The sequence below is a fragment of the Microbacterium sp. Leaf179 genome (assembly GCF_001423785.1).
GTDB lineage: Bacteria > Actinomycetota > Actinomycetes > Actinomycetales > Microbacteriaceae > Microbacterium.
In genome coordinates, this window is record NZ_LMPH01000007.1 from 18,009 (window position 1) to 40,891 (window position 22,883).

At 72.9% G+C, this 22,883-nt stretch carries 22 protein-coding genes and 1 riboswitch; of the genes, 12 read left to right on the plus strand and 10 right to left on the minus strand.

What is annotated here, in order from left to right; genetic code table 11:
• Positions 1–74 precede the first annotated feature (74 nt).
• From hemQ to cofD, 6 genes are all read left to right on the plus strand, one after another.
• Positions 75–746 (plus strand): hydrogen peroxide-dependent heme synthase, encoded by a 672-nt coding sequence (gene hemQ, locus ASF96_RS15945; protein ID WP_055832765.1) that lies wholly within the window; start codon positions 75–77, stop codon positions 744–746.
• A complete protein-coding gene (gene hemC, locus ASF96_RS15950; protein ID WP_055940906.1) occupies positions 743–1,741 on the plus strand; it encodes a hydroxymethylbilane synthase in 999 nt (332 codons plus the stop codon). Before hemQ ends, hemC begins: the two co-directional genes overlap by 4 nt.
• Positions 1,738–2,553, plus strand: coding sequence for a uroporphyrinogen-III synthase (locus ASF96_RS15955; RefSeq protein WP_055832767.1), 816 nt, complete (start codon positions 1,738–1,740; stop codon positions 2,551–2,553). Before hemC ends, ASF96_RS15955 begins: the two co-directional genes overlap by 4 nt.
• Positions 2,550–3,533 carry a porphobilinogen synthase gene (gene hemB / locus ASF96_RS15960; RefSeq protein ID WP_055940909.1) on the plus strand — a complete coding sequence of 328 codons (984 nt, stop codon included), beginning with the start codon at positions 2,550–2,552 and terminating at the stop codon, positions 3,531–3,533. Before ASF96_RS15955 ends, hemB begins: the two co-directional genes overlap by 4 nt.
• 103 nt (positions 3,534–3,636) lie before the next feature.
• Positions 3,637–4,977, plus strand: a complete 1,341-nt coding sequence (hemL, locus tag ASF96_RS15965; RefSeq protein ID WP_055940912.1) for a glutamate-1-semialdehyde 2,1-aminomutase — start codon at positions 3,637–3,639, stop codon at positions 4,975–4,977.
• A 280-nt stretch (positions 4,978–5,257) separates the two neighbouring features.
• The gene (gene cofD, locus ASF96_RS15970) at positions 5,258–6,223 is read left to right on the plus strand and encodes a 2-phospho-L-lactate transferase (protein WP_055832770.1); all 966 of its coding nucleotides are present in this window, start codon (positions 5,258–5,260) and stop codon (positions 6,221–6,223) included.
• 192 nt (positions 6,224–6,415) lie between these two features.
• Here the strand turns inward: cofD and cofC are convergent, their stop codons facing one another.
• The 4 genes from cofC to cofG form a co-directional block, all read right to left on the minus strand.
• Positions 6,416–7,045, minus strand: a complete 630-nt coding sequence (gene cofC / locus ASF96_RS15975; RefSeq protein ID WP_235560636.1) for a 2-phospho-L-lactate guanylyltransferase — start codon at positions 7,043–7,045, stop codon at positions 6,416–6,418.
• Between the two features lie 209 nt (positions 7,046–7,254).
• Complete coding sequence (gene fgd / locus ASF96_RS15980) at positions 7,255–8,265, minus strand: glucose-6-phosphate dehydrogenase (coenzyme-F420) (protein ID WP_055940915.1); 1,011 nt, start codon at positions 8,263–8,265, stop codon at positions 7,255–7,257.
• Positions 8,262–9,752, minus strand: a complete 1,491-nt coding sequence (locus ASF96_RS15985) for a flavin-containing monooxygenase (protein ID WP_156458909.1) — start codon at positions 9,750–9,752, stop codon at positions 8,262–8,264. The genes fgd and ASF96_RS15985 overlap by 4 nt, the downstream gene beginning before the upstream one ends.
• Entirely contained in the window at positions 9,749–12,205 is a 2,457-nt protein-coding gene (gene cofG / locus ASF96_RS15990; protein WP_055940918.1) for a 7,8-didemethyl-8-hydroxy-5-deazariboflavin synthase CofG, read from the minus strand. The genes ASF96_RS15985 and cofG overlap by 4 nt, the downstream gene beginning before the upstream one ends.
• A 141-nt stretch (positions 12,206–12,346) precedes the next feature.
• On the opposite strand from cofG, the gene ASF96_RS17470 reads away from it, so the two are divergent.
• Positions 12,347–12,556, plus strand: a complete 210-nt coding sequence (locus ASF96_RS17470) for a hypothetical protein (protein ID WP_235560637.1) — start codon at positions 12,347–12,349, stop codon at positions 12,554–12,556.
• A 224-nt stretch (positions 12,557–12,780) separates the two neighbouring features.
• Here the strand turns inward: ASF96_RS17470 and ASF96_RS16000 are convergent, their stop codons facing one another.
• The 3 genes from ASF96_RS16000 to ASF96_RS16010 all read right to left on the minus strand — a co-directional run bounded on the left by ASF96_RS16000 (position 12,781) and on the right by ASF96_RS16010 (position 15,814).
• Positions 12,781–13,599, minus strand: a complete 819-nt coding sequence (locus ASF96_RS16000; RefSeq protein ID WP_055832774.1) for a sulfite exporter TauE/SafE family protein — start codon at positions 13,597–13,599, stop codon at positions 12,781–12,783.
• A 128-nt stretch (positions 13,600–13,727) separates the two neighbouring features.
• Positions 13,728–14,546: an ABC transporter permease gene (locus tag ASF96_RS16005; RefSeq protein ID WP_055940919.1), complete on the minus strand. Its 819-nt coding sequence runs from the start codon at positions 14,544–14,546 to the stop codon at positions 13,728–13,730.
• Positions 14,543–15,814, minus strand: coding sequence for an ABC transporter ATP-binding protein (locus ASF96_RS16010; protein WP_055940922.1), 1,272 nt, complete (start codon positions 15,812–15,814; stop codon positions 14,543–14,545). The genes ASF96_RS16005 and ASF96_RS16010 overlap by 4 nt, the downstream gene beginning before the upstream one ends.
• A gap of 87 nt (positions 15,815–15,901) precedes the next feature.
• Between ASF96_RS16010 and ASF96_RS16015 the strand changes: the two genes are divergently transcribed.
• The 5 genes from ASF96_RS16015 to ASF96_RS16035 all read left to right on the plus strand — a co-directional run bounded on the left by ASF96_RS16015 (position 15,902) and on the right by ASF96_RS16035 (position 19,768).
• A complete protein-coding gene (locus ASF96_RS16015; RefSeq protein WP_055940924.1) occupies positions 15,902–16,966 on the plus strand; it encodes an enoyl-CoA hydratase/isomerase family protein in 1,065 nt (354 codons plus the stop codon).
• 120 nt (positions 16,967–17,086) lie between these two features.
• On the plus strand, positions 17,087–17,938 hold the full coding sequence (locus ASF96_RS16020) for an LssY C-terminal domain-containing protein (RefSeq protein ID WP_055940927.1): 852 nt from the start codon (positions 17,087–17,089) through the stop codon (positions 17,936–17,938).
• Positions 17,935–18,462, plus strand: a complete 528-nt coding sequence (locus ASF96_RS16025; protein WP_055940929.1) for a hypothetical protein — start codon at positions 17,935–17,937, stop codon at positions 18,460–18,462. Before ASF96_RS16020 ends, ASF96_RS16025 begins: the two co-directional genes overlap by 4 nt.
• 87 nt (positions 18,463–18,549) lie before the next feature.
• Positions 18,550–19,476 (plus strand): J domain-containing protein, encoded by a 927-nt coding sequence (locus ASF96_RS16030; protein ID WP_055832780.1) that lies wholly within the window; start codon positions 18,550–18,552, stop codon positions 19,474–19,476.
• A gap of 106 nt (positions 19,477–19,582) precedes the next feature.
• Positions 19,583–19,768: a DUF5302 domain-containing protein gene (locus ASF96_RS16035; protein WP_055832781.1), complete on the plus strand. Its 186-nt coding sequence runs from the start codon at positions 19,583–19,585 to the stop codon at positions 19,766–19,768.
• Between the two features lie 40 nt (positions 19,769–19,808).
• On the opposite strand, the gene thiD is transcribed toward ASF96_RS16035, so the two are convergent.
• The 3 genes from thiD to thiM form a co-directional block, all read right to left on the minus strand.
• Positions 19,809–21,248, minus strand: a complete 1,440-nt coding sequence (gene thiD, locus ASF96_RS16040; protein ID WP_055940932.1) for a bifunctional hydroxymethylpyrimidine kinase/phosphomethylpyrimidine kinase — start codon at positions 21,246–21,248, stop codon at positions 19,809–19,811.
• Positions 21,245–21,889, minus strand: coding sequence for a thiamine phosphate synthase (gene thiE, locus ASF96_RS16045; RefSeq protein WP_055940935.1), 645 nt, complete (start codon positions 21,887–21,889; stop codon positions 21,245–21,247). The genes thiD and thiE overlap by 4 nt, the downstream gene beginning before the upstream one ends.
• On the minus strand, positions 21,886–22,698 hold the full coding sequence (thiM, locus tag ASF96_RS16050) for a hydroxyethylthiazole kinase (protein WP_055940938.1): 813 nt from the start codon (positions 22,696–22,698) through the stop codon (positions 21,886–21,888). The genes thiE and thiM overlap by 4 nt, the downstream gene beginning before the upstream one ends.
• Positions 22,690–22,781: riboswitch (TPP riboswitch) on the minus strand. It overlaps the preceding gene by 9 nt.
• Positions 22,782–22,883: the final 102 nt, after the last annotated feature.

Consider the following 22,883-nt stretch of genomic DNA (forward strand, 5'->3'; position numbering starts at 1 on the left):
GTGCACGCAAGAGTGTGCTTCGGCGGCGAGTCAACCGGTTTGGCCCCCCGCCCCGACGGGACGAAACTGGAGGCATGTCCCACGACAGCTCCTCCTCCGTGTACACGCTGTGGGCGGTCTTCCGCCGCGATCCCGAGAACCCGGTCACCGCCACCGAGGCGACCGAGCTCGCCGACCTCGTCTCGCTCGTCGAGGCCGACGGCGTCACCGTCCGCGGCTTCTACGACGTCAGCGGCCTCCGCGCCGACGCCGACCTGATGGTCTGGCTCCACGGCGAAGACCCCCAGGCCCTTCAGCGCGACCTGCGGCGCCTGCGCCGCACCGAGCTGCTGAAGAACCTCCTTCCCACCTGGAACGCCATGGGCGTGCACCGCGACGCGGAGTTCAACCGCTCGCACGTGCCCGGCTTCCTCCGCGGCATCGAGGCGCAGCAGTGGCTCTGCCTGTACCCCTTCGTGCGCAGCTACGAGTGGTACCTCCTCCCCGAGGAGGAGCGCCGCGAGATGCTCATCGAGCACGGCAAGAAGGGGTCGCAGTACCGCGGCGTCATCGCCAACACGGTGGCCTCGTTCGCCCTCGGCGACTACGAGTGGCTCCTGCCGATGGAGGCCGACGTGCTCACCGACCTCGTCGACATGATGCGCGACCTCCGCTACACCGAGGCTCGTCGCCACGTGCGCGAGGAGGTGCCGTTCTACACCGGCCGTCTGGTCGCGCTCGACGAGATCCCCGAGATCCTGCAGTGAGCGCGCCCCTGCGGCTGGGGACTCGTCGCAGCACGCTGGCGATGGCGCAGTCGCAGATGGTCGCCGACGCCGTGGCCGCGGCATCCGGTCGCCCCGTCGAACTCGTGCCCATCGTGTCGGAGGGCGACGTCAACCGCGCCTCGCTGTCTCAGCTGGGCGGACGCGGCGTCTTCGCGAACGGTCTGCGCGAGGCTCTCGCCGCCGACCGCTGCGACTTCCTCGTCCACTCGCTCAAAGACCTCCCGACGGCGCAGCCCGACGGTCTCGTCATCGCCGCCACGCCCCCGCGCGAAGACGCGCGCGATGTGGTCGTGACCCGCGACGGCGCGCCCCTCGGCTCGCTGGCCGCGGGTGCCCGGGTGGGCACCGGTTCGCCCCGCCGCATCGCCCAGGCCAAGCGGCACAACCCCCGTCTCGACATCCGCGACATCCGCGGCAACGTCGACTCGCGTCTGGGGCGCGTGCGCGACAGGGAACTGGATGCCGTCATCCTCGCCGCCGCGGGCATCTCGCGCCTCGGGGGCGACCTGGGCGGACTGCACGCCGAGGCGCTCGGGCTCGCGGAGTGGCCGACGGCCCCGGGGCAGGGCTCGCTCGCCATCGAGACGCGCGACGACATCGATCCCGAGATCCTGGCCGCGCTCGTGCAGCTCGACGACGAGGACACCCGCGTCGCGATCACCGCGGAGCGCACCGTGCTCTCGGCGCTCGACGCGGGGTGCAGTGCTCCCGTCGGCACGCACGCCGCCCTCGCCGACGGGGATCTGCGGCTGCGCGCGGTGGTCTACGCCCTCGACGGTGCGCGAAGGATCGGCATAGACCGAACGGTGCGTCTCGCACCGGGGTATGGTGGGGAAACGGGCAGCGGCAATGGAGCGGATGCTGCCGACGACGGGGGTCCGATCGCGCGAGCGACGCGAGCGGGCCGAGAAGCCGCGCGTCGGTTGCTCGAACGTGGGGCGGCCGACCTGGTACCACGAGAGTCGACCACATGAATGAAGGCCACCGGCACACGCCGCACCCCACGACGGGCAGCACGCCCAAGCCCCTCGCGGGCCGGCGCGTCCTCGTGCCGCGCGGTGGTCCCTGGGGCGACGGCGTCGCGGCGAGTCTGCGTCAGCGCGGGGCCGTTCCCGTCATCGCGCCGCTGATCAACTTCGCGCCCACGAACGACCAGGCCACCCTCGAGCAGGCGCTCGCCGAGCTGGCCGACGGGGTGTTCGACTGGCTGACGCTCACCAGCGCCACCACCGTCGACGTCCTCTACGCCTATAAGGCCGTCATCCCCGCCGGCACCAAGGTCGCCGTCGTCGGCGAGACCACGGCCGCGGCGATGCAGGCCGTGGGCTACCACGTCGACCTCGTCCCCGAACGCGACAACTCGGCCCAGGGCATGGCCGAGCAGATGATCGACCTCGAGTCCGAGCCGCGCAAGGTGCTGACCCTGCGCAGCGAGATCGCCAAGCCCGTGCTCACGCGCCTGCTGATCGAGGCCGGGCACGACGTGCGCAGCGTGGTCGCCTACCGCACCGTCGGTGTACCGGTGTCCGACAAGATCGCCGGCGACGTGCACTCCGGTCGCATCAACGCCATCCTCGTCACCAGCGGTTCGGTCGCGGAGCAGGTGGTCGATCAGTTCCCCGAGATCCCGGCATCCACCGTCATCGCGGCCATCGGTCCGCGCACGGCCAAAGACGCCAAGCGCGCCGGTCTCAGCGTCGACGTCGTGGCCGACACGCAGACGGTCGAGTCGCTGATCGAGGCCGTCGCCCGCTTCACCCTCGCCCCCGACGAATCGACCTCATGAGCTTTCCCGAGCACCGCCCGCGGCGCCTGCGTCGCACCCCCGCTGTCCGTCGTCTCGCACGAGAGACCCACCTCGTGCCGTCGCAGCTCGTGCTGCCGATGTTCGTGCGCGAGGGCATCGCCGAGCCGAGTCCGATCGGCTCGATGCCCGGCATCGTGCAGCACTCGCTCGATTCGCTCCGCCGCGCCGCGGCCGAGGCGGCCGAGCAGCGCATCGGCGGCGTCATGCTGTTCGGCGTCCCCGAGACGCGCGACGCCGTGGGCTCGGGAGCCGACGACCCCCGCGGCATCCTGAACGTCGCGACCGAGGCCGTCGTGGCCGAGGTGGGCGACGCGCTGGTCGTGCAGACCGACCTGTGCCTCGACGAGTTCACCGACCACGGGCACTGCGGTGTGCTCCGCGACGACGGTGCCGTCGACAACGACGCGACCCTCGAGCGGTACACGGCCATGGGTCTCGCGCAGGCGCGGGCGGGCTCGGCGATGCTGGGCCTGTCGGGAATGATGGACGGCCAGGTCGGCGCGGTGCGCGAGGCGCTGGATGCCGAGGGCTTCACCGACACGCTGATCCTCGCCTACTCGGCCAAGTACGCCGGAGCCTTCTACGGCCCCTTCCGCGAGGCCGTCGACTCGCAGCTGAAGGGCGACCGCCGCTCGTACCAGCTCGACCCCGGCAACGGCCGCGAGGGCGTGCGTGAGGCGCTGCTCGACGTCGAAGAGGGCGCCGATGTGGTCATGGTCAAGCCCGCGCTGCCGTACCTCGACGTGCTCGCCGACGTGAAGGCCTCGGTCGACGTGCCGGTGTGGGCCTACCAGGTGTCGGGCGAGTACGCGATGGTCGAGGCTGCTGCGGCGCACGGCTGGATCGACCGCCGCGGCGCCATCCTCGAGAGCCTGCTCGGCATCCGCCGCGCCGGCGCCGACGCGATCCTGACGTATTGGGCCGTCGAGGCGGCCCGCTGGCTGCGCGCCGAGCTCTGAGCCCCCCTTCTTTTCGCGTGAGTCGCCACGATTCGTCGCTTCGCTGTCCGCGGAAGCGACAGATCTTGGCGACTCACACGCGTGCACCCGGGAGAATTGACGCATGACCGATCTCAACGACCAGTGGTTCGCCCGCGCCAAAGACGTCATCCCGGGCGGCGTGAACTCACCCGTTCGCGCCTACGGGTCCGTCGGCGGAACGCCGCGGTTCATGCAGTCGGCGTCGGGGCCCCGCATCACGGATGCCACGGGTCGCGAGTACGTCGACCTCGTCGCCTCGTGGGGTCCGGCCCTTCTCGGCCACGCGCACCCCGAGGTGGTCGAGGCGGTTCGGTCGGCGGCATCCCGGGGTCTGTCCTTCGGCGCGCCGACGGGGGCCGAGGTCGAGTTGGCCGACCTGATCGCCCACCGCGTGCGGGTCGGCGATCTGGCACCGATCGAGAAGGTACGCCTGGTCTCGACCGGCACCGAGGCGACCATGACCGCCATCCGACTGGCGCGCGGAGTCACCGGCCGTGACCTGCTCATCAAGTTCGCCGGGCACTACCACGGTCACTCCGACGGGCTGCTGGCGGCCGCCGGATCGGGAGTCGCGACGCTCGCCCTGCCCGGCTCGGCCGGCGTTCCCGCGCCCATCGCCGCGCAGACGCTCGTGCTGCCCTACAACGACCTCGACGCCGTGCGCGAGGTGTTCGCGGTGCACGGCGAGAACATCGCCGCGATCATCGTCGAGGCGGCCTCGGCCAACATGGGCGTGGTGCCGCCGCTGCCGGGCTACAACGCCGCGCTCGCCGAGATCGCGCACAGCCACGGCTCGCTGCTCATCATGGACGAGGTGCTCACGGGCTTCCGCGTGCACCCCGCCGGCTTCTGGGGGCTCCAGGCCTCGCGAGGCGAGACGTACCTGCCCGACATCCTCACCTACGGCAAAGTCGTCGGCGGGGGCATGCCGCTGGCCGCCCTGGCCGGTCGCGCCGAGATCATGGACCACCTCGCGCCCCTCGGCCCGGTGTACCAGGCGGGCACGCTGTCGGGGAACCCGTTGTCGGTCGCCGCGGGCCTGGCGACGCTGCGCCTCGCGACGCCCGAGGTCTACGCGACCGTCGACGCCGCGGCCGAGCGGGTCGCCGACGCGCTCGACGCCGCCCTGAGCGCCGAGGGGGTCGTGCACGCGATCCCGCGCGCGGGCTCGCTGTTCGGGGTCGCGTTCCTGCCCGAGATCCCCCTCGACTACGCCACGGCGCTCACCCAGCAGTCGTGGCGGTACGCCGCGTTCTTCCACTCGATGCTGGATGCCGGCATCTCGCTGCCCCCGAGCGTGTTCGAGGCGTGGTTCCTCACCGCGGCGCACGATGACGACGCCCTCGCGCACGTGGTCGACGCCCTGCCGGCCGCGGCGAAGGCGGCGGCGGAGGCCTTGGACCCGACGCTGCTCGCCCAGTAACGGCGCCCTCGCCGGGGTCATCCTCGCGAGGGAGCGGTTTCGTCCTTCGTGATGATGTGCGGGCGGACCCGGGCGACGAGGCTGGGATCATGCTCCCCGCCCACGCCGCCCCGTCCTCCTTCTCGGCGTTCCTCTCGCGACTTTCGGCGTGGTGGCCCACGTCGATGGCCCCGCGGCGTCGGCGCGCCACCTGGCAGCCCTGCCCCCGCGGAGGGGCGGCGCCCGACCGAGTTGAGCTCGACGACGGGCTCGTCCCCGGGCCCGGTGGAAGACTGGACGCATGACTTCTCCCCAGCCCCGTGTCGTCGTCCTCGCCGGTGGAGTCGGAGGGTCGAAGTTCACGCTCGGCGTCCGCGCGGCGCTGCGGCGCCTCGGCGCCCCCGACGCGACCGTCGTCGTCAACACGGGCGACGACCTGTGGCTGTCGGGTGTGCGCCTGCAGCCCGACGTCGACTCCCTCACCTACGCCCTCGCCGGGGTCAACGACACCGAGCGCGGGTGGGGACGCGCGGGCGACACGGAGCGGGTCAACGAAGAGCTCCAGGCCTGGGGGGCGGGCTGGCCGTGGTTCACGCTCGGCGACCTCGACCTGGGCACCCACCTCGCCCGCACCGGCTGGCTGCGCGACGGCCTCACCCCCACCGAGGTGCTGGCCCGCATGGCGCAGCGCTGGCCGCTCGGCGTGCGGCTGCTGCCCATGACCGACACCGAGGTCGACACGCACGTGCTGCTCGAGGACGGGGGACGGCTGCACTTCCAGGAGTGGTGGACGCGGCACCGCGCCACGCTCACTCCGCGCGCCTTCGAGAATCCCGGGATCGCCGACGCCGTGCCCGCCCCCGGTGTCGTGGATGCCATAGCCCAGGCCGACGTGGTGCTGCTGGCGCCGTCGAACCCGGTGGTGTCGATCGGTCCGATCCTCGCGGTCCCCGGAATGCGTGAGGCCCTGCGGGCGACCTCGGCGCGGGTGGTGGGCGTCTCGCCGATCATCGCCGGGCGGGTCGTGCGCGGCATGGCCGATGTCTGCCTCACGGCGATCGGCGTCGAGACCTCGGCATCGGCCGTCGCGCGGCACTACGCGGCACGGTCGGCCGGCGGTGTGCTCGACGCGTGGCTGCTGGCGGAAGAAGACGCCGCCGCCGCGCCCGAGGTCGAGGCGGCGGGGATCCGCACGGTGGTCGCGCCGCTGTGGATGCGCGACGAGACGACTTCGGCGGCGATCGCCGAGGCGGCGCTGCGCGCCTGAGGAGCCGTTCGCTGTGCGCGCTGCGTGCGGACTTGCGCTTCGCCGGTGCGCTCTGCGCGGGGCATGCGCCTCGCCGGTGGGCGCTGCGGCCTGAGCCGCCGTTCGCGGTGGGCGCTGCGCGCGAGCGCTGCGCGCTGCGCGCGGGGCGTGGGCGCGGGGCGTGGGCGGGCGCGTGGGCGCGCGGGCGAGCGGTCAGGCCGCCGCCGACGCCAACACGGCCGACGTGCGCGGGCCCACGCCCAGCGCGACCGCCTGCGAGAGCTGTTCGGCCGTGTCGACGTCGCGGCGGAGCGACGACGCACGCTCGACGGTCAGGTCAGTGCACCCGAGCAGGCGGTGACGGGCGGCGGAGTCCTCGCCGAACGCCGAGACCCACACCGCCCCCGCTCGGGCGGTGACGAGGGTGGACCCGGTGGTCTCGGCATCCGGAACCACTCCCCGCTCGACGGATGCCGCGAGCTCGAGGGCCGCGTCGAGATCGGCGGGACGCAGGGCCGGCAGATCGCCGAGCAGGGCGGCGCGCGCGGTGGCGACACCGGCCGCGGCCGCGCCGAGGGCGATCGCGGCGTCGAGGCCGCGGGTGTCGCCCTCGGGCACGACCTCGACCTTGCGGGTGCGGCGGAGCTCGGCGCGCACCCCCGCGTCGTCGGTCACGACGAGGACGCGGGCGACCCGGGCCGCCGCGGCTGCCGCGGTCACGGTGTCGAGCGCGATGGCGCGCGCGAGCGCCTCGCGGTCGACGCCGACGTCGGTCAGGCGCGACTTGCCCACCGCGGCGGGTTTGACCGGCACGATGATCGTCCAGGCGGGGACGTCAGGCATGTTCATCGCCTCCATTGTGTGCCGAACTCCTGAGATATCTGGCTGGGGGTCGTGCTTTCGGAGGGTGGGGGGCAGCGTGGGGACCTTTTCTCAGGAGTGTGGCCCACCGGCGCCCCGCAAGCGGGCCGCTCGCGCGGCTCCCGTCCGCGGCGCCGCCGGACCCCGCGGCGCCGCTGAGCCGCCAGCCCCGCCGCGCCAGCCGATCCGGCTCAGGCGAAGCGCTTGCGCAGGCGCGGCAGGATCTCCTCGCCGTACATGCGCAGGAACTCCTCCTGGTCGTGGCCGGGGTCGTGGAACACGAGGTGACGGAAGCCGAGGTCGACGTACCGTGCGATGCGTTCGACGTGCTCGTCGGGGTCGGTCGAGACGATGAACCGCGACGCGACGCGTTCGATCGGCAGTTCGGCGGCGAGCCGTTGCATCTCGAGGGGGTCGTGCACGCTCATCTTCTCGTCGGCGCTGAGCGCGAGGGGGGCCCAGAACCGCGTCTTCTCGAGCGCGGTGTCGTGGTCGGGGTGGTACGACACCTTGACCTCCATGAGCGTGTCGACGTCGTCGCGCGTGCGGCCGGCCTTGCCGAGGCCGTCGTCGAGCGCGGGCAGCAGCGTGTCGGTGTACAGCGCGGGGTCTTTGCCGCTCGTGGTGATGTAGCCCTCGGCGATGCGTCCGGCCAGGCGGGTGGCCGCGGGGCCGGAGGCGCCGATGTAGATCGGCACCTTCTGCTCGGGGCGGTCGTAGATCGTGGCATCCTTCACCGAGTAGTAGGTGCCCTCGTAGGTGACCCGCTCGCCGGACCAGAGCTCGTTGATGATCGCGATGGCCTCTTTGAGGCGCTGGAAGCGCTCGGGCGCCTCGGGCCAGTCGAGGCCGAGGGTCACCTCGTTGAGGGCTTCGCCCGTGCCGACGCCCAGCACGACACGGCCGGGGTACATCACGCCGAGGGTGGCGAACACCTGGGCGATGACGCCGGGGTGGTAGCGGAACGTCGGGGTGAGAACGCTCGTGCCGATGATGACGCGCTCGGTGCGCGCGCCGAGGGCGCCGAGCCAGGGCAGGGCGTTGGGGGCGTGTCCGCCGTCGTGCATCCACGGCTGGAGGTGGTCCGAGAGGAAGACCGAGTCGAAACCCATCTTCTCGGCGAGCACGCCGAAGTCGAGGAGCTCGTTGGGTCCGAACTGCTCGCTGGAAGCCTTGTATCCGAAACGCAGGGGAACGGTCATTTCTCTCCTTCAACGTCGCCACCGCGCACGGGGGTGCGCGCGGGTTCGAACTCCGACCCGTCGGTGCCGGCCAGTCGTTCGTGGAACGCCTGCACGGTGCCCGGCCACAGCAGGGTCAGCCGCCCCGACCGGTCGTCGACGTACCAGTTGCGGCATCCGCCGGTGAGCCAGGGGGTGGATGCCGCGGCCGCGGCGATCTCGTCGGTGTACGCCGCCTCGACCTCGGGGCGTACCCGCAGCACCCGCTCGGGTCGGCGGTCGCGCTCGGCCAGGGCCCGCACGACGTACGCCGACTGCTCCTCGGCCATGAGGACCGAGGAGTTGTGCCCGAGACTCGCGTTCGGGCCGTTCAGCACGAACAGGTTGGGGAAGCCGGCGACCACCGTGGAACCGAACGAGGTCATGCCCTCGGCCCAGTGCGCGGCGAGGGTGCCGTCTTCGCCGCGCACGAGGTCGGCGTAGGGCTGCTCGGCGGCGGTGAACCCGGTGGCCAGCACCAGCACGTCGGCCTCGTACGTCGCGCCGCTCTGCGCCGTCAGCGTCGAGCCGTCGACCGCGGCCAGGGCGGTGGGCTCGAGGCTCACGGCCTCGGACGCGACGGCGGGGTAGAACGCATCGGACAGCAGTACGCGTTTGCAGCCGAAGGCGTAGTCGGGGGTGAGGGCTGCGCGCAGAGCCGGGTCGGCGACCTGGGCGTGCAGGTGCGCGAGCGCGTGGGCGCGGGCGTCGGCGGAGGCCGCGGCGTCGCCCGAGCGTGACGCGAAGCGCGCCTCACCCTCGGCGTACAGCTCGGCGCGCAGGCGCGCGAGATCCCCCGGGTGCGCGGCGAGGTGCGCGCGCTCGGCGGGCGCGATGTCGCCTCCGCCGCGCGGCACGATCCACGCGGGGGTGCGCTGGAAGAGCGTCACGTGGGCGGCACGGCGGGCCAGTTCGGGAACCAGCTGCACGGCGCTGGCGCCGGTGCCGACGACCGCGATCCGCATGCCGGCGAGGTCGGTGCCGTGGTCCCACCGCGCGGAGTGGAAAAGGGGCCCGTCGAACGACTCGAGGCCGTCGATGGCCGGCACGTGCGGCTCGGTGAGGCGTCCGCAGGCCAGGACGAGGGAGCGCGCGGCGAGGGTCTCGCCGCCCGTGTCGAGGTGCCAGACGGCGTTGGCGGCATCCCATTCCGCTCCAAGCAGGGGCGTGCGCAGCCGCAGCCGATCGCCGAGGTCCTCGCGATCGGCGACGTCACGCAGGTAGGCCTGGATCTCGCCGCCGGGGGCGAAGGTGCGCGTCCACCCGGCGTTCGGGTGCGCGGCGAGGCTGTAGAGGTGCGCGGGCACGTCGCACGCGACGCCGGGGTAGGTGTTGTCGCGCCAGGTGCCGCCCACGTCGTCGGCGCGCTCGAGCACGACGAAGTCGTCGCGCCCGGCCCGGCGGAGCGCCCCGGCCATCGCGAGGCCGGCGAAGCCTGCGCCGACGATCGCGACGTCGACGACCCTCACGCGCGGGCTCCGCCCTCTGCGGCGACGCGGTAGTCGGTCGTGCGCAGGCGGAACGGTCGCATGAGGCTGCGGGCGATGCGCTCGGCCGCCGCGACCGGGAGCTCGATTCCCTGCTCGATGCCCGTGTCGGGCCGCACGCGTCCGTCGTACAGCGTGCCGCCGAGGTCGTCGCCGCCGGAGCGCAGCAGCACGGCGGCGGTGTCTCGGCCCACGCGGGTCCAGGGGATCTGCACGTGCGGGATGCTGCCCGACAGCATCAGCCGTGACACGGCGACCATCGCGCGATGCTCGTCGATCGGGGCGCGGTCGGCGACCAGCGGCACGTCGCCGCCGGGCAGGGGGATGGGCACGAACTCGGCGAAGCCGCGGGTCTCGGTCTGGATCTCGCGCAGGCGCCGCAGATGCGCGATGCGCTCGTCGGCGGTCTCGACGTGGCCGTAGAACAGCACCGAGGTCGAGCGGAAACCGGCGCGGTGAGCCGCGGTGATGCCCTCGACCCAGTGGTCGATCTCGAGGTCGCCCGGCGCGACGAGGGCGCGCACCCGCTCGCTGAGCACCTTCACGCCGGTGCCCGGCACGGTGTCGACGCCCGCCTCGCGCAGGGCCGCGAGGGCGCCCGCGAGACCGAGTCCGCCGCGGTCGGCGAGGTCGCGCACGTCGAGCGGACGGTAGGCGTGCACGTGGATGTCGGGAGCCCCGCGCTTCACCGCCCGCACGAGGTCGAGGTAGCCGGCGGGGTCTTCGTCGCCGCGCAGAGCGCCCTGGATGCAGATCTCGGTCGCGCCGAGGGCGGCGGCGTCGGCGGCGATGGCCGTGGCGTCGTCGAGGTCGAACTCGCCCGGCGCGGTGCGGCCGGTGCGGCGCAAGCCCGTCGAGGTGAGGTTGCGGTTCTGCACGAGGGTGATCGGCTCGCCGACGGTGTAGCGGCGCGCGTCGTCGGCGGCGCCGGTGAGGTCGTCGAGCTCGGCGCCGGTCGTGCGCAGCAGGCGCACCCAATCGGCGTCGTCGAGGGACAGGGGATCGGATGCCGCCCGCTCGGCGAGACGGCGGACGCCCAGGTCGCTGCCGGGCACTCCGGGGTGGGCTGAGGGTGTCGAGCCGGGATGGGCGGAGGACGAGGGACGGGCGGAGGACGCGACGTCGCGAGGGAGTCCTCCCTCTGTCCCCCGCCCTCCGCTCGTCACGGCGTGCGCGCTCCCGGGCAGGCTGGCGTGCGGCGTCACGTCGGCCGCGAGTCCCTCGGCATCGGCCAGCGCCCGCAGGGGAGCGTGCAGGGCGGGGTCGATCCAGCGCGCCGCGTCGCGCACGAACTCCGGATGAGCGGTGAGGCGTTCGCGCAGTGTGTAGCCGTGCGCGGCCGTCTGGACGGCGAGGTCGTCGATCTGCGGCCAGGGACGCTCGGGATTGACGTGGTCGGCGGTGAGCGGCGACACGCCGCCCCAGTCGTCGATGCCCGCCGCGATCAGCAGACCCAGCTCGCCCGGGTCGGACAGGTTCGGCGGCACCTGGATGCGCATGCGCGGACCGAACACGAGCCGGGCGGTGGCGACCGCCGCGACGTACTCGGCCAGGTCGGCGTCGGGCGCGCCCTGCATGGCCGTGCGGGGCTTGGCGCGGAAGTTCTGCACGATGACCTCTTGCACGTGCCCGTGCCGGTCGTGCCGGTCGCGCATCGCCACGAGCGATTCGGCCCGGTCGCGCACCGTCTCGCCGATACCCACCAGGATGCCGGTGGTGAAGGGGATGCCGGCGGCGCCGGCGTCGTCGATGACGCCGAGGCGCAGGTCGGGGTCTTTGTCGGGCGAGCCGAAGTGCACCTGGCCGGGCTCCTCGAACAGGCGTCGCGACGTGGTCTCGAGCATCATGCCCATCGAGGGCGAGACGGGCCGCAGCGCCGCCAGCTCGTCGGGGTGCATGACGCCGGGGTTGGCGTGCACCAGCATGCCGGTCTCGGCGGTGATGAGACGCGCGATGTGGGCGACGTAGTCGATGGTCGAGGCGAAGCCGTGCGCGTCGAGCCAGGCGCGGGCCTCCGGCCACCGCTCTTCGGGGCGGTCGCCGAGGGTGAGCAGGGCCTCTTTGCAGCCGAGGGCCTGTCCCTGCCGCACGACGGTGAGCACTTGCTCGGGGCTCATGTACGCGGGCTTGCGCAGTAGGTTCAGCTGGCCGGGGGTGTCGACGAAGACGCAGTAGTGGCAGCGGTCGCGACACAGGGTCGTCAGCGGCACGAAGACCTTGCGCGAGTACGTGACCACGCCGGGGCGGCCGGCGGCGACGAGCCCCTCGTCGCGGAGCGCGGCGGCGACGGGCAGAAGGCTGTCGAGCGGTGCGTGCAGAAGGGCGTCGGTCTCGTCGACGTCGGGGCGGTGCCCGGCGCGGATGCGCGCCAGGAGGTCGTCGATCGACGTGCCGCGGGCCGGTGCGACTCGCGGCGCAACACTGCCCGTACTCATCGTCCCAGGCTATCCCTCGCCTCCGACATCCGGGCCGGTGAGACGGGGCGTCGCGCGGCGCGTGCGTGCGGCGGGTGATCGTTGCGCTCTCGTGAGGTGCCGAGCCCGTCGCGCCCCGTCGACGCTGGCAGGATGGAAGGCATGGTGACCCTGCTGCTCGACTCGACGCAGCTCGAAGTCGTGCTGTCGCCGACCGAGCGAGCGATGTCTTTCCGCAAGACCAACATCGTCGTGCCGCGCGAGCACATCGAGCGCGTGCAACTGACCGACGACGCCTGGACGTGGCTGCGCGGCGTGCCGAATCCCGGCATCAACCTGCCGGTGGCCGTCGGAATGGGCACGTGGAAGTAGGCGAGCGGCAACGACTTCGTCGTCATCCGCGGTCGCAAACCCAGCGTCGTCGTCGACCTCACGGGTCACGACGAGTACGAGCGTCTGGTGCTCACCACCAAGCACGGGGTGGCGCTGCTTCGGGCGCTGCGTCTCGACGTGGCATCCGAGCCCGAAGACGTCGCCGACATCGTCCGCTGACGCGCCCGGAACACGCGCCCGCTACACGCGCCCGGCGGTCGCGCTCACGCCGTGAACTGCACCACGGTGTCCCACGCGAGCTTCACCACGAGCAGCGACAGGGTCACCAGGAACACGATCCGCACGAAGCCGCTGCCCTTGCGGGTGGCCATGTGCGCGCCGATGAATCCGCCGGTGATGTTCATCGCGGCCATGGCGAAGCCCAGGGCGAGCAGGATCTCGCCGTGCACGCCGTAGACGGCCAGGGCGGCGAGGTTGGTGGTGAGGTTTGCGATCTTGGCGTTCACGCTCGCCTGCAGGAAGCCGTACCCCAGCACGGCGACGATCAGGATGACGAAGAACGACCCCGTCCCCGGACCCAGGATGCCGTCGTAGAAACCCACCAGCAGACCGATCACGCCCGCCCGCCAGGCGATGGCCGCCGGTCGGGTGTGCCGCGGCTCGTGGTGCAGTCCCATGCGGGGTTTGAAGAGCGTGTACAGCGCCACCGCGATCACCGCGACGAGCACCACGGGCGTCAGCACCTCGCGCGGAACGAAGCGCGAGAGGGCGGCACCGACCGTGGAACCGGCGTACGCGCCGGCGACCAGCGGCAGCAGGAGCACGAGCTGCACCCTGATCTTGCGCAGGTACACCCCGCTCGCCGAGAGCGTGCCGAAGAACGACGACAGCTTGTTCGTGCCCAGGATGAACGGGGTCGCGACGTCTTTCGGCACGGCGATGACCAAGGCCGGCAACTGGATCAGTCCGCCGCCGCCGACGACCGCGTCGACCCATCCGGCGACGCCCGCGGCGACGAGCAGCAGCAGGAGGGATGCCACCGACACGGGGAGCCATTCGGCGATCACCGGTCCATCGAGCACGGTTGATTCTCGCCGGTGTGGGCGGCGGCGCCAAATGCGCGGCGTCGCCCGTCACGGGTGGCGCGGTGTGCGCCGTCACGGGCGCGGCGGTCGGCGAGTGGCGTCGGTGCGCGCCGGGCGATCGCCGATCAGTCGATGTCGCGGCGCCAGGTGGTCAGCATCCCCACGACCACCAGCACCACCGCGTACCCGAGCAGCACGAGGCCGCCGACCCACCAGTCGAGCGTGGACGCGCCGGTGGTCGACACCGAGCTGAAGATGGTCTGGCCGACCAGGGCGTCGCTCGCGGCGCTGGGGAACCACTTCACGACGTCGTCGAAGCCCTCGACCACGCCGCCGATGGTGCGCACGATCGGCTCGATGAAGAGGGTGATGGCGAGCACGATGACGATCGCGGCGACCTGGTTGCGCACCACCGTGCCCACTCCGATGCCCACCAGCGCCCACAGGGCGAAGGCCAGCAGCATCCGGCCCACGAGCTCCCAGGTGTCGGCGGAGCCGAGGGCGGTGTCGATGCCGAAGATGCTCAGCACTCCGGCGCCCGCCCCGATCGCGGCGGCCGAACCGAGGATGCCGTAGAGCAGGCCCACCAGCACGCCCACGGCGAACTTGCCGCCCAGGATCACGCCGCGGCGCGGGGTGGCGAGGAACGTCGGCGTGAGCGTCTTGTGACGGAACTCGGTCGTGACCATGAGCGTGCCCACGAGGAGGGGGAACACGTACCCGACGGCGCTGGCCGAGCTGTAGACGAGGCCCGGAACGCCCTCGGCCGACATCGCGGGGCCGGTGGCGCCGCCGAGGCGACCCGAAGCGACTCCGCCGAAGACGAAGGCGAGCACGCCGGCCGTGAAGGCGACGTAGGCGACGAGCACGATCGCCAGCACCCACCAGCCGGCGGTGGTGAACTGCTTGGTGTACTCGGATCGTGTCGCTGCGACGAGGCTCACCGCTGCACCCCCGTGTGGTGCGTCTGGTCCGTGTGGTCGAGGTCGGCGGTGGGCACGATGTCGATCACGCCGGTCGAGGCGACGGAGTACGAGCGGCGGGGTGAGTCGTCGCTCGAGGATGCCCCGTCCGACGCGGTGACGCGCGCGGATCGCGGCGGGGCCATGACGGCGACCATCGCGGTCGAGGGACGGGGATCGTCGTCGTCGAACTCGTCGGGTCGGGGGGAGATCTCGTCGGCTGTGGCAGTCGTCGCCGTCGCGGCCGCCGCCGGTGCGAGCACGGGCTCGGGCGCCGGCGTGGGCGCGGGGGTCTCGGCATCCGGAGTCGGAGCAGGAGCCGCCGCAGCGCCGCCCGCCGCAGCGCTCGCGTGCACGCGCACGCCGCTGACGAGCTCGAGGAAGATGTCTTCGAGGCTGGCGCCCTTGCTCTGCAGGTTCGACAGGGCGATACCGGCGCCCGCGGCGAGGGCGCCGATCTCGACCGGCTCGTGGTGGCGGATCGTGTAGCCGTTGCGCAGCAGCTGGTAGTCGATGCCGCGCTCGTCGAGCACTCTCGACAGGGCGGTGCGGTCGGGGGAGTCGACGACCGTGGCGTACTCCTCGGGGTCGGCGAGGTCTTCGACCCCGCCCTGGAACACCAGGCGACCGCGCGAGATGATCAGCAGCGCGTCGACGGTCTGCTGCACCTCGGCGAGCAGGTGGGACGAGATGAGCACCGTGCGTCCCTCTTCGGCGAGGTGACGCAGCAGCGAACGCATCCACCGGATGCCCTCGGGGTCGAGGCCGTTCGACGGCTCGTCGAGCACGAGCACACCGGGGTCGCCGAGCAGCGCGGTGGCCAGGCCCAGGCGCTGGCGCATGCCGAGCGAGAAGCCGCCCACGCGGCGTCCGGCGACGTCGGCGAGACCGACCAGGCCCAGCACCTCGTCGACGCGTGAGACGGGCAGCGACGCCGCGCGCGCGTAGACCTTGAGGTGGTTGGCGGCCGAGCGGCCGGGGTGGAAGCTCGACGCCTCGAGGGCGGCGCCGACGCTCTGCAGCGGAGAGGCGAGGTCGGCGTAGCGCTTGCCGCCGATGGTGGCGGTGCCCGCGGTGGGCTGCACGAGGCCCAGCAGCATGCGCAGCGACGTGGTCTTGCCGGCGCCGTTCGGGCCCAGGAAGCCGGTGACCTGGCCGGGCTCGATGCGGGCGTCGAGACCGTCGACCGCCGAGACGGCTCCGAAGCGTTTGGTGAGCCCGTTGAGCTCGAGCACCTGTCCGTCGGGCATCGGGCACCTCTCGTTCGATGGGCGTTCCGCCTATCTTCCCCGATCCGAGGCCGAAAACCCATCTCGGGGCGTGTGTAACGTGGCACCGTGCACGCTCAGCGAACCGATGACGACAGCGTCCTCGTGCGGTCGAGGCGCGGCCTCGGTCGTCTGACGCTGAACCGTCCGCGCGCGATCAACGCGCTCGACCTCGACATGATCCGCGCGTTGACCCTCACTCTCGACCGGTGGCAGCGCGACACCGACGTCGACGTCGTGCTGCTCGACGGGGCCGGCGAGCGCGGATTCTGCGCCGGCGGCGACGTGCGCGCTCTGCACGAGATGGTCGTCGGAGGGCGCGGCGACGAGGTGCACGCGTTCTTCCGCGAGGAGTACGCGCTCGACCACCTCATCGCCACCTCGGCCAAGCCCGTCGTCGCGATCGCCGACGGCGTGTGCATGGGCGGCGGCATCGGCCTCGCCGGCCACGCGGCCATCCGCGTCGTCACCGAACGTTCGCGGCTCGCCATGCCCGAGACGCGCATCGGCTTCACTCCCGACGTGGGCGGCTCCTGGTTGCTGGGTCGCGCGCCCGGTCGCCTGGGCGAGTACCTCGGGCTGACCGGGGGGTCGATGGATGCCGCCGACGCGATCTACGCCGGCTTCGCCGACCACATGGTGCCCGCCGCCCACCTCGAGGCCCTGTACGAAGCCCTCGAGAACCGCGCCGACCCGTCGAGTCCGACGGAGCTCGTGCTGCTGTTCGACGAGAGCCCCGAGCCGTCGAGGCTGATCGCGGCGAGGGAATGGATCGACGACGCGTTCGCGGCCGACGACGTTCCCGCCATCGTGGACCGTCTGCGTGCGCGGCCCGAGCCCGAGGCCCGCGAGACGGCCGAGCTGCTGGCCGCATCGGCGCCGACCGCGCTCGCCGTGACGCTCGAGGCGGTGCGTCGGGCGCGTGCCCTGCCGTCGCTGCGCGCGGCCCTCGCCCAGGAATACGGCCTCGTGATGTGGTTCGCCCAGACGCAGCCCGACCTGGTGGAGGGCATCCGCGCGCAGGTCGTCGACAAGGACCGCTCGCCGTCGTGGTCGCCGGCCCGCCTCGACGATCTCCCCGCCGACCGCGTGGCCGAGGCCTTCGCGTACGAGCCGAACCCGGCGCTGTGGTGACCCGGCCATGATCTCTCTTTCTCCCGTGATCGCCGTGCCCTCGGCCGTGACGTCTTCTGTTCCCGTGATCGCCGTGTCCCCGGCCTCCGGCGCGGGGAGCGACCCGCGGGCGGCGACGAGATGACCGCGCCGCGACGACGCTGGTCGTTCGGACACGCCCTCGACGGGTTCTTCTTCGTCTTCGCCGGTCTCGCCGCGATCTGGCTGGCCTACCTGAGCTTCACGCAGTCGTTCCGGCTCGGGTGGGGCGGGGTACTCATGGCGATCGCGTTCTGGGGTCTGCTCGCCTACCTGGTGCTGCCGCGACTGCACCGGATCCTCACCGCGATCTACGTGCCCGACTATTTCATGGGCCGCACCCGCACCTCCGACGGTCTGCTCGGCGACCCCGTCAACCTCGCGTTCCAGGGCGACCGGGCGCGCATCGAAGCGGTCATGGCCGAGGCCGGCTGGATCGCCGCCGACCCGGTGAGCCTGGGTTCGTCGTGGCGCATCATCGCCTCGACGCTGCGGCGCCGCAGCTATCCGCGAGCCCCCGTCAGCCCGCTCTTCCTCTTCGGACGCATGCAGGACCTGGCCTACCAGCAGGAGGTCGCGGGCTCTCCCGCCCAGCGCCACCACGTGCGCCTGTGGCGGTGCCCCGAGGGGTGGCTGCTGCCGGGAGGGCGTCGGGTCGATTGGCTCGCCGCCGGCACGTTCGACCGGGCCGTGGGCCTGTCGCTGTTCACGCTGCAGGTGACCCACCGCATCGACGCCGACACCGACATCGAGCGCGACCACATCGTCGCCAGCGTCACCGCCGTGCCCGCGGTGGCCGTCGACGTCATCCGCGACTTCGCGACCGGGTACCACTCGCGCAACGGCGGCGGCGACAGCATCACCACCGACGGCGACCTGCCGATCATCGACGTGCGGGCCGTGCAGATCCCGGATGCCGCGACCCCCGCCGCGCCGGCGGAGGTGCGACCGTGATCACCCGGCATCCCCGCAAGCGCGCGGCCTTCGAACCCCTCGCCGCCCCCGTGCCCGTCGATCCGGCCATGCGTCGCCCCGTCGCGACGGTCGCCGGTGCGGTGCTGGTGCTGCTGCGGGCGGTGGCCGGGGTGCTCTGGGGGGCGACCGTCGTGTTCGGGCTCCCGTCGTGGATGCGGGCAGTGGCGGGGGCGGCGAACGGCTCCGCCATCGAGCCCGACACCCTGACCCTGTCCGACCTCGACGTCGGTTTCGGTCTGTTCGCCGGTGTGCTCGCGACGATCTTCGTGGTGCAGGTGGTGTTCGGCATCCTGCTGCTGTGGGGGAGCAACCTCGCCCGCGTGGCCGTGATGCTCATCTCGGTGGTGTCGATCTCGGCGGCGTTCACCGGCTGGTGGCAGTTGGGGGAGGAGATCACGGTGCGCACGACGCTGGCGACCCTGAGCCTCGACGTGCTCGTGCTGCTGGCCCTGTCGAGCCGCGATGCGGCGGCGTACGCGCGGCGGAAGGATCGCCGGCGCTGAGCTACCGGGTGGCGCTCGCGACCCCGGGGGATCTCGGCGGGTTAGCCTGAGAGGTGCCGCTCGCCCGCGGCGGAACGGAAGACGGACGTGTTCGACAGCCCCATGTCGTCCTCGGCATACGAGGTGCTCCGCGTGGCGCCCGACGTCGACGACGAAGGCCTGCGTCGCGCGTATCGCGTGCGCCTGCGCGAGACGCACCCCGACACGGGCGGCGACGCGGCCCTGTTCGTGCAGGTGCAGCGCGCGTGGGAGCTCATCGGAACGCCCGAGGCCCGCAGCGCCTACGACCGTGGTCGCGGAACGGTGCCCGGGGAGTGGGGCGGCGGGGTCTCGGCATCCGGTCCCTCCCGCCCCGCCGACACGCGCCCGCGCGCCCGATCGCACGGCCAGCCCGGCGGGTGGCGGCGCGAGAGGTACCTCGACCTCATCCGCGAGTGGGTGGGCCGCGGCGTCGACATCGCCGACCCGTACGACCCGGCGCTCGTGCGCTCGGCGCCGCCCGAGATCCGGCACATCCTCGCCGACGCGCTCGCCGAGGAAGAGACCGCGCGTCTCGTCTCGGAGCTCGGCATGGGCTACACGGTGTGGCACGACGTGTTCGCCGATCGTGACGGGCGTGATCCCGAGCAGAAGCTCGACCATCTCGTGCTCGGCCCGAGCGGCCTGTACGCCCTGCTGAGCGAGGACTTCGGCGGCCCCGTCGGGGTGCGCCGCGGCGAGATCTCGGGGGCCCACGTCATCGGGTCGCCCGTGACCGAGCTCGTGTCGCGCGCCCGCGTGATCGCGCGGGCCGCCGGTGTGCGCTTCAGCGGCGCGATGGTCGTGCTGCCCGACGACGCCGTGCTCGACGCCATCACCGAGCTCGGCAAGGTGCGCGGAACCCCCGTCGCGCTGGTGACGCGCAGCGCCCTCACCACCCTGCTGCGGCGCGGCATCACCGGGGCGCGCGAGGTCGGCGGTACCGAGCTGTTCGACATCCGCACGCGGTTGCAGCAGCGCGTGCGTCACGTCTGAGGGGCGTCTCCCGAGGGGCTCCCGGGGCTGTCCCGCCGCTCCGCCGGTCGCGGCGTTCTCGCCCGGCCCGCGAGACACCCCGCGCGCACGTGCCTAGGGTGGAGGCATGAGTACCGACGAGACCTCGGATGCCTCGGCATCCGACGACATGAAGCGCAAGTTCAAAGAAGCGCTCGAGAAGAAGAACGGCCAGCACCGTTCCGGTCAGGCGCACCTCGACGGAAACTCCGCCGTGCAGGGAACGCACGGAGCCGTCACCAAGAGGGAGTTCCGCCGCAAGAGCGGGGGATGATCCCACCCCGCGTCGCGGGCGTGTGAGGGGCCCCGGCCCCTCACACGAGCGGGGCCTCGAAGAACGCCAGCTCGAGGAGCATCGACCGGTCGTACGCGGTGGCCATCGCCGCACGGGTGCGGGCGGAGGCCTCTCGGGCGGCCGCATCCACGATGAGCGACGCCTCGGCCGATGACGTCTCGAACGTCTCGTCGCCGTACGACGTGAGCCAGTCGGCGTAGGGATGCCCGGACGTGAACGTGCCACGCCAACGCACGCCGATGTCGGTGTACAGCACGAAACACGGCAGGATCGCGGCGACCAGCACCGCGTAGGACCCGGCGGTGGATGCCGCGTGCAGATGGTCCGTGTACGCCGAGGTCGCGGGAGCGGGAACGAGACCCGCGGGGTCGACGTGCGACTGGTGCAGCGCCGCCTCCTCGACCAGGCACGACACCGACGCCGTGGCCCAGAAGCGCTGCTCGTCGACCGTGGGGGCGAGGGCCGCGGCGCGCGCGAGCACCCGCGCGTACTCGCGCAGGTACAGCAGGTCCTGGCCGAGGTACCACTCGAAGGCGCCGCGGTCGAGGTCTCCGGATGCCAAGCCCCGCACGAACGCGCACGCGTCGACGTCGGCGCGGGTCGAGGCCGTGGCCTCCCACCGCTCGCTGCTCCACGAGCGGCCGAGGTCGATGTGCGGACGGAGCTCGTGCAGGTGGTCGATGGGGCCGTTCCCCGCGCCGACGTGGAGCGCCTCGGCGTGCTCGAGCGCGCCGGTGAGCCACCGCTTCGCCCGCGTCAGGGCCTCGGGCCAGCTCAGCCCGTGAGCGGCCAGGGTCGCCATCGCCGATGACAGGGAGCATCCCGTGCCGTGGGTGTGGCGGGTGGCGACGCGGGGGCCGGGCACGACGTGCACGCCGGTGGCGTCGACGATGGCATCCGGGCTCTCCGCGCCGCCGAGGTGCCCGCCCTTCAGCAGCACGGCAGTGTCGGCGCGGGCGGCGAGCGTCTGCGCCTGGACGACGGCGGCCTCCCACGTCGTCGCGACGGGCTCGTCGACCAGCACCGCGAGCTCGGGGAGGTTCGGGGTGACGAGGTCGGCGCGTCGGCACAGGGCGCGGACGGCCGCTTCGGCATCGGTGTCGAGCAGGCGGTCGCCGCTGGTGGCGATCATGACGGGGTCGAGCACGACGACGGGCGGACGCACGTCGGCGAGCCACGCGTCGACCGTCGCGACCACCTCGGCCGAGCCGAGCATGCCGATCTTGACCGCGTCGATCTCGACGTCGTCGCTCACGGCGCGGAGCTGTGCGTCGAGGAACGCCGTCGGGGGCACGTGCACGTCGCGGACGCCCGAGGTGTTCTGCGCGACGAGCGCCGTCACCGCCGCCATGCCGTAGCCGCCGAACGCGGCGATCGATTTGAGATCGGCCTGAATGCCGGCGCCGCCCGTCGGGTCGGTGCCGGCGATGCTCAGCACGCGCGGGCTCGACCCGCTCACCCTTCTGCTCCCCACGCCGCACGCAGTCGGCGCACGACGGCGCCCGGGTCGTCGGCCGCGCACACGGCGGACACCACCGCGACCCCCGCCGCTCCCGCCGCGCGCAGGGCGGCGACGTCGTCGACGTCGATCCCGCCGATCGCGACGCACGGCGACGCGGTCGAGGCCGCGAGCTCGGCGAACCCGTCGACCCCCAGCGGTCGCGGATGGTCGGGCTTCGTCGTCGTCGCGCGGATGACGCCGACGCCGAGATAGTCGACCGTGCCCGCGGGCAACGCCGCCGCGGCGGTGAGGTGCGCGGGGGTGTGAGCCGTCCATCCGATCAGGGCGTCGGCTCCCAGCAGGGCGCGCGCCGAACCGATCGGCACGTCGTCCTGGCCGAGGTGGATGCCGTCGACCCGGGCGCCGCGGTCGCGGGCGGCCAGCACGACGTCGAGGCGATCGTCGACGACGAACGCGCAGCGACCGGCCACCACATCGGCGAGGTCGAGGGTGCGGGCGAACAGCCCGCGGCCCGAGGCGACCTTGTCGCGCAGCTGCACGACGGTGACGCCCGCGTCGACGGCCGCGTCGACGATGTCGCGCAGTCGAGCGAAGGGCAGGCGGTGGTCGGTGACGAGGTGGAGCGACAGGTCGCTCACGAGAGTCGCACCCGGCCGTCGAGATCGGCGGGGCGCACGGCGGCCAGCTCATCGAGGAACGCCACCGCGAACGACCCGGGTCCCCGGCTGTGCGCTGCCGCGCGTTCCGACGCGACGGCCCAGACCGCGCTCGCCGCCACGGCCGCGTCGAAGGGCGGCACGACGGCGACGAAGGCCGCCATCGCCGCCCCCAGGGCGCAGCCGCCGCCGGTGACCCTGGTCAACAGGATGCTGCCGCCGGGCACCGACGCCGTGCGCTCGGCATCCACGATCAGGTCGGTCTCTCCCGAGACGGCGACCGTGCCGCCGGTGCGGAGGGCGAGCGCGCGAGCGGCCTCGAGGGCGTCGTCGGTCGAGTCGGTCGCATCGACGCCCCGCCCGCCGGCGCCGGATCCCGCGAGGGCGAGGATCTCGGACGCGTTGCCGCGGATGATCGCCGGGCGTGCGTCGAGCAGCTCGTGCGCGAGCGCCGTGCGCACGGGCAGCGCACCGACCGCGACCGGATCGAGCACCCACGGGGTTCCCGCCCGAACGGCCTCGCGGGCGGCTTCGCGCTGCTCGGCGGTGGGGGTGCCGAGGTTCACGAGCACTCCGCCGGCGATCCCGGCGAACAGGCCCGCCTCGCCCGGAATGTCGCACATCGCGGGGGCGGCGCCGAGGGCCAGCAGGGCGTTGGCGGTGAAGCCCGTCACCACCGCGTTGGTGATGCATTGCGTGAGCGGCGCGGCTTCGCGCAGCGCCGCGAGCGCCTCGGCGGGGGCGGGGGCGGTGAGAGGGGCGGACGGAGACGACGACGTGCGAACGACCATTCGCGACATCCCTTCGCTAGTACGAACTAGATCAGGTTCGACGGGTGTGTTCTCAGCCCCGAAGGGCACCCCGTGTCACTGCCGGTGACGCTAGCACAGGCGCGACGGTCGGTACCGCGACGGTCGGTACCGCGACGGTCGGTACCGCGACGGCCAGTACCGCGACGGTCTGTACCGCGACGGCC